Below are 11,637 nucleotides of genomic sequence, written 5' to 3'. Positions count from 1 at the left end.
ATTGTTCCCCTCATTTTCTTAACTTACGATAATCTAAATCTCCTCGCTCTAATGCGTGCATCAACATTTCAGCACTTGCCATATTCGTTGCAAGTGGAATCGCATATACATCACATAAACGAAGCAATGCATTCACATCCGGTTCATGCGGCTGTGCTGTTAATGGATCGCGGAAGAAAATCACCATATCTAAATCGTTTTTTGCAATCATTGCACCAATTTCTTGATCTCCACCAAGAGGGCCAGATTGATATCTTGTTACAACTAATCCAGTCGCTTCCATAATACGAAGCCCTGTCGTTCCTGTTGCAAATAATTCATGTTGCTCAAAAATTGGTTTATATGCGTATGCAAACGAAACCATATCATTTTTCTTTTTGTCATGTGCGATTAAGGCAATTTTCATCCGTTGTCTCCCCTTTAGTCGATAATATTTTCTAAACCGTACACAAGATGATCAAGGTTCATTACTGTCTCAATTGATAGTTTTACACCTGACATAAATGATGCACGATTGAATGAATCATGACGAACTGTTAACATTTGTCCATCTCCACCAAACATTACTTCTTGGTGTGCAATAAGCCCTGGCAAACGTACACTATGAATGTGAATACCGTCTACATTTGCACCACGTGCACCTGCTAGTTGCTCTACTTCATTTGGATGACCTTGCTGCTTTGATTCACGATTTTGACGAATTAATTCTACCGTTTTTACAGCTGTACCAGATGGTGCGTCTAATTTTTGATCATGATGTAATTCAATTACCTCAACATCTTGGAAATATTTCGCTGCCATTTGTGAGAATTTCATCATAAGAACTGCACCAATTGCAAAGTTTGGAGCAATAATTGTTCCTACTGCTTTTTCTTTTGCATTCTCTGTTAAATGTGCCAATTCTTCTTCTGTAAATCCAGTTGTACCAATAACAGAACGAAGTCCACGCTCAACTGCAAGTGTAACGTGTTGTTTCCCAACTTCTGGTGTTGTTAAATCTAACAACACATCTGCTTCTACTTCATCTAAACAAGTATGTAAATCAGCGTAAATCGGTGCATGTAATGCTGGCATGCCAGGTAAATCAGAAATCTTCTCACCACCATGCTTATAATCCACTGCTGCTACTAAATTAAAATGTTCCGTTCTTTCCATAAGAAGGACTGCTTCATGTCCCATACGTCCTCTTGGTCCGGCGATAATTACTTTAATTTCTTTCATTATTCTTTCTCTCCCTCATCAATACGTGTCCAGCGATCTTTATCACGTGTATTAAATTTATTCATTACAATGTTATGTGCTGTCTCTAAATCAATATTTAAACTATTTGCCATACAAATCATAACAAATAATACATCTCCAAGCTCTTCTTCAATACTTCTTTCTTTTTCAGTTGTTTTCTTCGGTTTCTCACCATAATAATGATTTACCTCTCTCGCAAGCTCTCCCATTTCTTCCGTTAAACGAGCCATCATTGCAAGCGGACTGAAATAACCTTCTTTAAACTGACCAATATATGCATCTACTTCTTTCTGCATATCTTTCATCGTTTTTGCTTCCATACTATTCACCTCTAATCCTTCCTCTTTCATGTTAGCCAATTCATCGCGATTTGACAAATATTATTCCCCGCCAAACACCTATTTGCGACCCTTTTTTGGATAGACTATAATAAAGTGAAACTTTCTTTTGCGCTTTTTGCAAAAGATTAGTTGAACCAATCGGGTTCCTACGGCTGGTTCGTCTTTCTTCAGAGCTTTATCTCCTACCAGCCGTTGGAACGGGGTAAAGTGAAACTTTCTTTTGCGCTTTTTGCAAAAGATTAGCCCATACTAATCGAGTTCTTACTATTTTCACTAGCAACTAGAAATTACTTATTATTATGTTTTACCGTTTCAGCGGAGCAATGTAATCATTACATAATTAGGGGGATTTCTATATGACATTAAAATTGAAGATGCGAAATATTATTTTTATTTTAATCGGTTCCGCTATATTTTCTTTCGGTATTGTCAATATCAATATTGAAAACCACCTTGCAGAAGGTGGGTTTACTGGTATTACACTATTATTGTATTTTTTATTTAAGTTTGATCCTTCCTACTCAAACTTAATTTTAAATATCCCTATATTTTTTATTGGTTGGAGGTTACTTGGCAGAACGACATTTTTATATACATTAATCGGCACATTTAGCGTATCTTTATTTCTATGGATTTTCCAGCGTTACGAAGTGCTCAACTTACATTTAAACTTGCAAAATGATATGACACTCGCAGCTTTATTCGCCGGGGCATTTATCGGTATCGGTCTTGGGATAATATTTAAATATGGCGGGACTACTGGCGGTGTAGATATTATCGCACGACTAGCTCACAAATATGTTGGCTGGAGTATGGGTAAAACGATGTTTATGTTCGATGCTGTCGTTATCGTCGTCTCTATTCTTACCTATTTATCATACCGCGAGGGTATGTATACGTTAGTTGCTGTTTTTATCGGGGCTAAAGTCATTGATTTTATGCAAGAAGGAGCCTATGCCGCCAAAGGAGCGACTATTATCTCAGAGAAAAACGATGAAATTGCTGCCAAAATTTTATCTGAAATGGAGCGCGGAGCAACCTTTTTAAAGGCTGTTGGATCGTATACAAAAGTGGAACGTAACGTACTGTATTGCGTTGTTGCTAAAAATGAAATCGTGAAATTAAAGAATATTATTACTTCAGTAGATCCTCATGCATTTGTCGCTGTAAGTGATGTACATGATGTAGTTGGTGAAGGATTTACGTTAGATGAAAATAAAAACCCTTTACATAATTAAATGTAACTAGAAAAGCGCCTTAGCTTTTCTAGTTTTTTATTACAAGTCTTTTAAGCTTCTCCAAATCCTCATAAATAAGCTCCAATAAACTCCGATTATAAAAAATGGAAGCTGGATGAAAAGTTGGAAAAACATGATATTCATTCTCTGACCATGTAAACTCTGCACTTTGCATATCCTTTAATTTTTGAATGGGCTGTTTTAATAATTGCCCGTGTACATCTGTGATTTTTTTATTTTTTCCTGTTAAACGTTGAAGACCAATATTTCCAAGTGTGACGATAAGCCTCGGATTTATTTTCTCTAATTCATAATCTAACAAAGGCGCATGGGCAACTATTTCTCCTTGATTTGGCGTTCTATTATACTTTTTTTGTACGCTTTCACCATTTCGTTCTTTTTTCTCTCGCCATTTATAAGGTCTACTCCGAACAGCGCTCGTAATATATACTTCTTCCCTCGTAACGTGAATACGCTCTAAAAAACCCATTAATTGTTTTCCCGACCTCCCGCTAAACGGAATCCCATTATGAATTTCTGTTTCACCAGGCGCTTCTCCTAACAACATAAATTTGGGATTTTCAGGACCTTGTCCACTTAAAAAACCTTCTAGTTGATAAGGAGCACTACGCTCTTTCACTTGTTTTACTAAATGGTCTGGATATTTCATTTCCCCCACCGCCTTTCCGCATTACTTCTATTATTTCTATTTCTAATACATTATATAATTCAATCCACACAACAAAAAAGACTATCAAAATTGATAGTCTTTAGTCGTCGCTACGCTGCATACCAGTATACATTAATACGAGACGTAATAATTCAAATACCGCTACAGCTGCAGCTGCTACATATGTTAATGCTGCTGCATTTAATACTTTACGAGCTTGGCCATATTCATCTGTTGATACGATACCTAACGCTTCAATTTGTTGCATTGCACGCTTTGAAGCATCGAACTCAACTGGTAATGTAACAAGTTGGAACACAACACCTGCAGCCATTAAAATAATTCCTAATAACAATAGTTTTGACATTGTCGCAAATATACCAATCATAATAAATACCCATGATATATTCGATCCAAAATTCGCCACAGGAACTAACGAATGACGAATACGCATAAAGTTATAATCTTGCGCATCTTGAATTGCGTGTCCTACTTCATGTGCTGCCACTGCTGTACCAGCAACTGAATGTCCATAATAGTTATCTGTTGATAATCGAACCGTCTTGGCCGTTGGATCATAATGGTCTGATAAATGACCTGGTGTTTCTTCCACAGCTACATTGTATAATCCATTTTCATCTAAAATTTTTCGAGCCACTTCCGCTCCTGTCATACCTGATGTTGAATAAACTTGTGAATACTTGCTATAGGCACTTCGTACTCTTGACTGTGCATACAACGGTATGATCATTATGATCGCGAAGTAAATTAAATAAAACATCATGAACCTCCATTGAAGTTTTAATTATAGTACTTCTCATTCTATTTTCTTCTGCCACTATTGTCAATGAATAAACCTTACAATCCATATCTTTACTTATTACATTATCTATTTTTAGAATGCACATTACTTTTTCTTTTTTCTCTCTCTCCTTTATACTTTCTCCATCCAACATAAGTTAATGTGAATAAAATAAGTCCCCCAGTAATTGTCATAAACCAAATGAGAGAAGGTGCAATTTCATCCTTTTTTACTGTGTGAAATATCTTTTGCAAATCCCCTTTAATAATCCCTAATTGCATTTGGCCACCTTTCGTTTTTAACATAACGTTACGAAATTCATCCAAATAAGATAAATGAACATTTACACGCTGTACCTCGTTTTCTGGCAAAGCAATCATTAAACTTGGATAAATAATATTGAATTCATTTAAAAATGTATTTAATGTTTGTTGAAACTGCCCAGCATCTTCTTTTTCCATCGCTTTTTCCATTTGAGAAAAGGCATCCATTACTTTCCTTTCTCTTTCCATCCAAAGTGGTTGATATTTCGATACTTGTGCATCAACAGCAAGTTGTAATGCCAACACATTATCCATTTTAGCTTGCTTACCTAAACCTTCTTCAGAGAGCGATTGCTGCGCCTTGTCGTAAGCTAAAGAAATAACTCTAACTTGATCTGGTGTTACTTCATGCTTCTTTTCATTCCCCTTCATTAAAAATTGCTCTGAGAAAAGTTGTAATACTTGTACCGCTTTTTCATCTTCATTACGCTTCACTAACTGTAACGAGTCGTCTAACAACCCTGTTAGCTCATTCCACTCTTCAGCATATATACGTAACGGAAACATTATAATTAGAAATGCTATCAATCCAATTAATGTTCTCTTCATCCCGGTCCCCCCTATAACTACTAGTACAAAATATGTTAATTGGGACAAGAATAGAACAGAACTAAACCGAAAAATATATTATCGTTTTACAAAGAAAAAATTCTCTTTAAGCAGAGAATTTTTTCTTTGACATCCTTTTCTTTTTTACGAAATATCTATATAAGCTATAACAAAGTATACTACCACCTAAAATGAATAATAAAATAGCACACGCAGCATGCATAAAGAACTCCTCTGGTAGCATTAATATAACTGGATCCGTTTCAATATCAAACATCCAATAATCATTACTGAATAAAAGCTTATGGAATAATACAAAGCTCTTTTCAAAATTAATAGCGATTGGTAATATAAGCGCTATCGGAAAAATGATTGTTAAAATCGATCCGTGCAGTAAAAACTTTTCATTTTTCTTTTTTAATAAATAAATTCCACCTATCACTGCAATCATAATTGTCGCATACATCACATATTGAATCTTTACTAAAATATTTTTAACATCTACAAAATGAATACGGCCATTTGTAGACATATCTAATGTTGGCAAATGTAATGCTCCGTCATAAAACGGGGATAAATATGTAATAAGCACATCGTAATTTCTTTTAATTTCATCCTTCGTCATATCCGCTAAATCAGGAATATTTAAAAAATCAATTTCAAAATAATACAGCCATTTTCCATACACAACTGCCGTTGTTGCGAGTGCAAAAATAGAAAATGCTATGCTATATGAAACAACTAAAGTAATCAATCGATCCAATATTTTTGTACCACTCTTATTTTTCTCCATGTTCTCCCCCTAAATGTTCTAACCATCATAAAGAAAATTGTTTCCTGTGCTCACGTAAGCAACAATAATATGTAATACATAGTACAGCAACGCTTAACCAAAACGTAAAATAACCAATTTCCTCTACAAACAAATGCATAATTCCATATCGTGGCATTTGCCAAAATAAATAATCAATTGCATCGTTATGCAACGTCCATACACCCGCTACTATAAAATTCCATTTTTTTATACGGTAAAATGGAGCATATAAAACACCTTGCACTGCCATCGCAAAGTGCGAAAGCATTAACATGTAGCCCATAAGGCCAATAGGACCTTTTACGTAAATCATAATCGCATTTACAACAACAGCCCAAATACCATATTTTATTAAAGTAACAATCGCTAGCGCTTCTATTAATCCCCAGTTTCTCTTTGTCAAAAAAGCAATTAAAACAAAGACAAAAAAGAGACTCGCCATAGGACTATCTGGTACAAACGGCCAAAATATAGGTGACGTTTCTTTCAGTTGATTTCCGTACCATATAAACCCGTAAATTGTACCTAATATGTTAACAACCAATAAAAATAATAATACCGAGCGTTGTCTTAACATTGCATACAAGTACACCAATCTGTATGTCCAACACCTTTCAAGCAAAGTAATTCATTCACTAAATCCTACTCTATTATAACAAACTTCATCCAACTAAATAGAAAAGCTGACTACAAATTTTGCAGTCAGCTTTTTATTATTTTTTATTATACTTTGCAACGAATTCCGAAAGCTTCTTCAGTTCCTCATCTGTACCTTTAAATACACCTTTAGGCATGGAACCTTTTCCATCTTTCGCAATTTTAGCAATTTCTTCTGGCTTTAAAGTTAAGTTTTGCAGTGCTGGTGCTGCCGCCCCGCCCTGTAAGTTGTCACCATGACATGTTAAACAAGTATTTTTTTGCATTAATTTATAGCCATCATCATTTTTATCAACTGGCGCGGTTTTTACAATTGCTCCTTGTTTCTTTGCAGCTTCCCAGTCGTGGTGTGCTACAGATTCCCAAGTTAAAAAGATAATCGATGCAATTGCTAAAAGCATAAATCCAGTTGCTACAGGACGCTTCAATGGACGTCTTTCTGGACCTCGATCAAGAAATGGAGCTAACAGTAATGCACCAAACGCAATCCCTGGCATAATAAACGCTCCAATTACAGTAAATGAACCGGAAGCATAAGAATACTTTAATAACTGATACAAGAATAAGAAATACCAATCTGGAAGTGGTATATATCCAGCATCTGTTGGATCCGCCATTCTCTCAAGCGGCGACGGATGCGCCACTGTTAAACATAAATAACCGATTAAAAAAACTGCACCAACCATCCATTCTTTTAACAAGAAGTTCGGCCAAAATGCTTCTGTTTTCCCTGGGTATTCAGAATAGTCTTTTGGAATATTTGGTTTCCGAGCTACCGGTACCCGAGAATCTCCTACAAACTTCATCCCTTTGCCGCGATGCATAATCTCCCTCCTTTAGTTCTTTCCCCTTTAATTTAGCAATCTCTTATAGTGGACCGGAAATACCTTGTTTGCGAATCATGATGAAGTGGAAGGCCATTAAACCTAGAAGTGCTGCTGGTAAGAAGAAGACGTGAATAGCAAAGAAGCGAGTTAATGTTTGAGCGCCAACAATTTCGGAATGACCAGCGAGTAATGTTTTAATATAAGGACCAATGAGCGGTGTTTGCTCTGCAATTTGAATCCCTACTTTTGTAGCAAATAAAGCTTTCATATCCCACGGTAATAAATATCCGGTAAAACCAAGACCTAACATAACAAAGAAAATAAGAACACCAACAATCCAGTTTAACTCACGGGGCTTTTTATACGCACCTTGGAAGAAAACTCTGAGTGTATGTAAAAACATCATTACAATTACGAGACTAGCACCCCAGTGGTGCATACCACGAACAATTTGCCCATAAGCAACTTCATTTTGTAAATAGTAAACTGATTCCCAAGCATTTTTAATATCAGGCACATAATACATCGTCAAAAACATTCCAGATAAAATTTGAATTACAGTAACGAAAAAGGTAAGTCCTCCAAAGCAATAGACGAATGCAGAAAAGTGATGTGCCGGGTTTACATGTTCAGGTACTTCATGATCAGCGATATCACGCCATATCGGTGTAATATCTAATCTTTCATCTACCCAATCATAAATTTTATTTAACATCTACTTTGCACCCCCTCTTGGCTTCGCTTTTCCTAGATACAGCGTTCCATCTTTCACTTTAGACTCGTACACATCCAGCGGAGCAAGGGGTGGCGTACCTTTAATGTTCATCCCATCTTTTGTATAACGACCCCCGTGACATGGACAAAAGAATTGATTCGGATGTGCTTTGTCCGAATTCCAGTTAACTGTACATCCTAAATGTTTACATACTGGAGAGAACGCAACAATGTCTCCGCTTTCATCTTTATGAACCCAAGCCGATTTTGGTTCTTCAGACTTGTACCAACCATCAACCTGTTTCACTTTAAAATCAAAACGCTTCGGCTCTGTTGTAATATCCTTTACTTGCGCAACAGCAACCATATCTGTTCCGGCTTCTTTTCTTAACACCGGATCAAGCGCAAATCGCGTCATCGGCATTAAAATACCGGCAGCCATAAAGCCTCCTACCCCTGTGAGTGTGTAATTTAAAAATTGTCTTCTTGACACGCGATGTTCTTTCTCGCTCACGAAAATTTCCCCCCTCTATCAGAAATTGTCCCCTCGTGATAAATTATATAAAAAATAAAAACTAGGACACTATCATGATATAATACGCTCATGCACAGGTCAATATCATACTACTCATAATAATAAGAACTTTCTGTTTATTGTGAGTTTCCCCACTTCTCTTCCAACATCACCATTATATTTTTTATATGCGCATGAATAACTTCTCTTTTTGCTTGATCACTAAATTGTTCTAATGCTAATGAAGGGAACCAAAATAAATCTCCCTGTAACTCTTGCATATCCTCTTTCCATGAAAAATCACTTGTAACATAAGCAATATGCTTAAAACCTTCGCTTCGTAAATGATTTGTCCATTCTTGCAAACGACCTTTTTCATTCTTTTGACTTTCTACCAAATACGTAAACGCAGGTAGTAAAAGCACTCTTCCTTTATACTCTCTTTCCAATTCCGTGCTCAACAATTCGATAAATTCACCTTGTTCTACAACCATTTTCATTTCTTGTGCTGCCGAAATTGATAAAAGCGGTATTACTCCTGTATCAACATACTCTCTTGCTTGTTCAAACTGTTCCACATCTTTTACACTCCACTTCAAATTCCTTCCCTCCTTCACTTGCAAATGACAGAACTTTCACTTTATATATATTAAACCATACTAAAAGCGGTAAAAAAAGAAAAACTACCCAATATAGGTAGTTTTTCTTGGCGAAAGTCTGAAATTTGTAAAAATTTATTAATCCAAATAAATTCTATAAAGTCTTTAACTCGGCCGTTAATCTATGAAACGCTTCCTTATCTTGCTTATCTAACGCTTCATCAATTTGTTTCAAAAGGCGTTCTCTCCTAAATGAAAATACACTTTCTTCCAAAAACCTTTCTGCAAGTAAACGATCTTTTTCATTTACTTCAATATGCTTTGGTAGATATGGGTTTTCTTCTAATACAGCTACATAATTCGCATTTTGAAACGATGATTTAAAGTTGAGTTGAATATAAATATCCTCATCTCGATTTAAACGAATATCATGAAACGATTTTTCAGCATCTGTTGTCATAACATTTTGTTTAAAAAAGTGAAACGGTGTGTCTTTCACACAATTCGCTGACATCACTAAGCCACGCGGACAATATTTTGCATGCTCTACGAAGTGGACTTTATGCATCAATTGGTCGTGACTCATTAAATAATTCAGAATCCATACACATTCACGCTGTTTCAGTTGGTAATTATTCAAAAACCATTTTACAAAATCCTTCTTCTCGTTTACAGAAACAGGGGTATTCATAGCAATTAAGTCCCTCCTCTGTCTTTCTCTTTTCTTTTTAGATTCAAGAAGCGGCATTCAGTTTCCTTCCAACTTATGAAAAATCCTCTAAATTATATAACAACTCTTCAATATGAATTTGTGTCGGGTCTAGTTGTAATAACTGGGTAAATACTTCTTTCGCCTCTTTTCGCTTTCCTTCTTCCAATAAGAAATAACCGTATTCTTCTAAGAAGTCTGGATGATTCTTAAAAGAAGTATATGCACTTTCATAGTGTTTTAATGCATCCGAATACATTTCTAATTGTTTTTTTGCATACGCAAGGTCCCAAAGTAGTTGTGTATCTGGTTCTCCACTATCAATAGCACGCTCTACAATTGCAATTAACTCTTCGTACTTTTCTTGTCCTTTTAAGATATACGCATATTTTAATGTTGCGCCTAAATGCCCTGGGTCTAACTCAAGTGCTTTTTGAAGAACTTCCTCTGCTTCTACTATTTTTCCTAATTTCGCCGCAATGTTCGCTAACTCTACATAAAACGGAACTGAAAGCTCATCTACTTTAATTCCTTCATGAAGCGTTTCATAGCTTTCTTGAAGCATTCCTTCTTTTTCATAGCTTTTCGCTAAATACATGTACAGTGATGCGTACTCAGGGTCTAATTCTTTTAGTTCTTGCCAAGCACCGATTGCTCTCTGATATTCTTCACCTTGGTATAATGTGAAGGCATATCCAAATAATGAGTGAATATCTTTTTGTTCCTCTAGGCCTGCTTCATAATAAGAAATCGCCTCTTCCCAGTTTCCAATCGCACTTAACGTTTCTGCAAGGCGAAGTGCGATCACAACACCACCCATTACTTTATGTTCAGCTAATAGCGATTCATAATAAGTAATTGCCTTTTGTTCTTCACCTTTACTACTATATAATTCTGCTAACCCAAACGTAATAACAGGTTCATCAGGCATCATTTCTTTCGCCTTTAATAGTTTTTGCTCTGCTACATCATCAAAACCTTGCATTTGGAATAAATCTGCAACAAGTAATAAAGATTGAACATATAAATCGTCATTTTCTGGAATATCATGAAGTACTTCAATCGCTTCATCTTCTTTATCTAGATCAATATATAATTCTGCTAAAAATACAGTGAATTCACTTTCTTCCGGATACAGTAAACGTAAGTCTTCAGTAATCGCTAATGCCTCATCTGTAAATCCAAGTGTATGATAGTAACGAGCGATATCATACTTCTCTTCATCATTTGCAATTTTTAATTGTTCTTTTAATAATTGTAATCCTTTTTCCGCTTCACCATTTTCAATATATGAAACAGCTTGTTCAAACTTTTGCATAAACGTCTCCTTTAATTCTAAAAAATATTCTCTTCTGTTCATTTATCATAAGCAACTCACTGTTAGAACGCAACCTTTAGAATGAGCATGCTTCTTCTTATACTTCTTCTTACAGAGTAGGTAATTGTTCAAAAGGTTCGGATATGATACCGATACCTTATCATCATCTTCTATTGTACCGCTTTCTTTTATGACCGTGCAAATAACTTCTCTCACTAATTATCAAGCCATACAAACCGTGATTTACAGAACAACTTAATTACCAGTCTTCAACCTTTATTTTTAATACGATAAAAAAGGCTCCTATAATAGGAGCCTTC

General features: G+C 35.7%; 15 protein-coding genes. 1 reads left to right on the top strand and 14 read right to left on the bottom strand.

Going from position 1 to position 11,637, the window contains the following annotated elements; translation table 11 throughout:
- Window positions 1–10: 10 nt before the first annotated feature.
- Genes mgsA through N2V79_RS07905 form a run of 3 tightly spaced genes read right to left on the bottom strand, consistent with a single transcriptional unit; the run spans window position 11 to window position 1,562 of the window.
- On the bottom strand, window positions 11–406 hold the full coding sequence (gene mgsA, locus N2V79_RS07915) for a methylglyoxal synthase (RefSeq protein ID WP_000684765.1): 396 nt from the start codon (window positions 404–406) through the stop codon (window positions 11–13).
- Between the two features lie 14 nt (window positions 407–420).
- Window positions 421–1,221: a dihydrodipicolinate reductase gene (gene dapB, locus N2V79_RS07910; protein ID WP_000658808.1), complete on the bottom strand. Its 801-nt coding sequence runs from the start codon at window positions 1,219–1,221 to the stop codon at window positions 421–423.
- Window positions 1,221–1,562, bottom strand: a complete 342-nt coding sequence (locus N2V79_RS07905) for a nucleotide pyrophosphohydrolase (RefSeq protein WP_002108639.1) — start codon at window positions 1,560–1,562, stop codon at window positions 1,221–1,223. The genes dapB and N2V79_RS07905 overlap by 1 nt, the downstream gene beginning before the upstream one ends.
- Window positions 1,563–1,939: 377 nt before the next feature.
- On the opposite strand from N2V79_RS07905, the gene N2V79_RS07900 reads away from it, so the two are divergent.
- Window positions 1,940–2,821, top strand: a complete 882-nt coding sequence (locus tag N2V79_RS07900; protein ID WP_340719763.1) for a YitT family protein — start codon at window positions 1,940–1,942, stop codon at window positions 2,819–2,821.
- Between the two features lie 28 nt (window positions 2,822–2,849).
- Here the strand turns inward: N2V79_RS07900 and N2V79_RS07895 are convergent, their stop codons facing one another.
- The 11 genes from N2V79_RS07895 to N2V79_RS07845 form a co-directional block, all read right to left on the bottom strand.
- Window positions 2,850–3,491 (bottom strand): uracil-DNA glycosylase, encoded by a 642-nt coding sequence (locus N2V79_RS07895; RefSeq protein ID WP_265938383.1) that lies wholly within the window; start codon window positions 3,489–3,491, stop codon window positions 2,850–2,852.
- 100 nt (window positions 3,492–3,591) lie between these two features.
- Window positions 3,592–4,275, bottom strand: coding sequence for a zinc metallopeptidase (locus tag N2V79_RS07890; protein ID WP_011109966.1), 684 nt, complete (start codon window positions 4,273–4,275; stop codon window positions 3,592–3,594).
- A 101-nt stretch (window positions 4,276–4,376) separates the two neighbouring features.
- Entirely contained in the window at window positions 4,377–5,165 is a 789-nt protein-coding gene (gene ypjB / locus N2V79_RS07885; protein WP_000831589.1) for a sporulation protein YpjB, read from the bottom strand.
- Window positions 5,166–5,271: 106 nt separating this feature from the next.
- Window positions 5,272–5,958, bottom strand: coding sequence for a lipoprotein intramolecular transacylase Lit (gene lit / locus N2V79_RS07880; RefSeq protein ID WP_340719762.1), 687 nt, complete (start codon window positions 5,956–5,958; stop codon window positions 5,272–5,274).
- A gap of 25 nt (window positions 5,959–5,983) precedes the next feature.
- Window positions 5,984–6,574, bottom strand: coding sequence for a DUF1405 domain-containing protein (locus N2V79_RS07875; RefSeq protein ID WP_340719761.1), 591 nt, complete (start codon window positions 6,572–6,574; stop codon window positions 5,984–5,986).
- A 118-nt stretch (window positions 6,575–6,692) separates the two neighbouring features.
- Window positions 6,693–7,460, bottom strand: a complete 768-nt coding sequence (qcrC, locus tag N2V79_RS07870; RefSeq protein WP_000554601.1) for a menaquinol-cytochrome c reductase cytochrome b/c subunit — start codon at window positions 7,458–7,460, stop codon at window positions 6,693–6,695.
- A 43-nt stretch (window positions 7,461–7,503) separates the two neighbouring features.
- Window positions 7,504–8,178 carry a menaquinol-cytochrome c reductase cytochrome b subunit gene (qcrB, locus tag N2V79_RS07865; protein WP_000932700.1) on the bottom strand — a complete coding sequence of 225 codons (675 nt, stop codon included), beginning with the start codon at window positions 8,176–8,178 and terminating at the stop codon, window positions 7,504–7,506.
- Window positions 8,179–8,691 (bottom strand): menaquinol-cytochrome c reductase iron-sulfur subunit, encoded by a 513-nt coding sequence (qcrA, locus tag N2V79_RS07860; RefSeq protein ID WP_001290420.1) that lies wholly within the window; start codon window positions 8,689–8,691, stop codon window positions 8,179–8,181.
- 137 nt (window positions 8,692–8,828) lie between these two features.
- Window positions 8,829–9,290 (bottom strand): YpiF family protein, encoded by a 462-nt coding sequence (locus N2V79_RS07855; protein WP_000872171.1) that lies wholly within the window; start codon window positions 9,288–9,290, stop codon window positions 8,829–8,831.
- Between the two features lie 154 nt (window positions 9,291–9,444).
- Complete coding sequence (locus tag N2V79_RS07850) at window positions 9,445–9,981, bottom strand: ReoY family proteolytic degradation factor (protein ID WP_001095925.1); 537 nt, start codon at window positions 9,979–9,981, stop codon at window positions 9,445–9,447.
- A 73-nt stretch (window positions 9,982–10,054) separates the two neighbouring features.
- Window positions 10,055–11,317, bottom strand: coding sequence for a tetratricopeptide repeat protein (locus N2V79_RS07845; RefSeq protein ID WP_001168673.1), 1,263 nt, complete (start codon window positions 11,315–11,317; stop codon window positions 10,055–10,057).
- Window positions 11,318–11,637 lie beyond the last annotated feature (320 nt).

Source organism: Bacillus sp. CH_70 (assembly GCF_038007045.1).
Lineage (GTDB): Bacteria > Bacillota > Bacilli > Bacillales > Bacillaceae_G > Bacillus_A > Bacillus_A cereus.
Note: the sequence above shows the minus strand (reverse complement) of the source record. Positions and strands in the feature narration are given on the sequence as shown.

Coding starts and splice junctions, on each gene's coding strand:
- mgsA (WP_000684765.1), bottom strand. CDS start 406: ATGAAAATTGCCTTAATCGCACATGACAAAAAGAAAAATGATATGGTT.
- dapB (WP_000658808.1), bottom strand. CDS start 1,221: ATGAAAGAAATTAAAGTAATTATCGCCGGACCAAGAGGACGTATGGGA.
- N2V79_RS07905 (WP_002108639.1), bottom strand. CDS start 1,562: ATGGAAGCAAAAACGATGAAAGATATGCAGAAAGAAGTAGATGCATAT.
- N2V79_RS07900 (WP_340719763.1), top strand. CDS start 1,940: ATGACATTAAAATTGAAGATGCGAAATATTATTTTTATTTTAATCGGT.
- N2V79_RS07895 (WP_265938383.1), bottom strand. CDS start 3,491: ATGAAATATCCAGACCATTTAGTAAAACAAGTGAAAGAGCGTAGTGCT.
- N2V79_RS07890 (WP_011109966.1), bottom strand. CDS start 4,275: ATGATGTTTTATTTAATTTACTTCGCGATCATAATGATCATACCGTTG.
- ypjB (WP_000831589.1), bottom strand. CDS start 5,165: ATGAAGAGAACATTAATTGGATTGATAGCATTTCTAATTATAATGTTT.
- lit (WP_340719762.1), bottom strand. CDS start 5,958: ATGGAGAAAAATAAGAGTGGTACAAAAATATTGGATCGATTGATTACT.
- qcrC (WP_000554601.1), bottom strand. CDS start 7,460: ATGCATCGCGGCAAAGGGATGAAGTTTGTAGGAGATTCTCGGGTACCG.
- qcrB (WP_000932700.1), bottom strand. CDS start 8,178: ATGTTAAATAAAATTTATGATTGGGTAGATGAAAGATTAGATATTACA.
- N2V79_RS07850 (WP_001095925.1), bottom strand. CDS start 9,981: ATGAATACCCCTGTTTCTGTAAACGAGAAGAAGGATTTTGTAAAATGG.
- N2V79_RS07845 (WP_001168673.1), bottom strand. CDS start 11,317: ATGCAAAAGTTTGAACAAGCTGTTTCATATATTGAAAATGGTGAAGCG.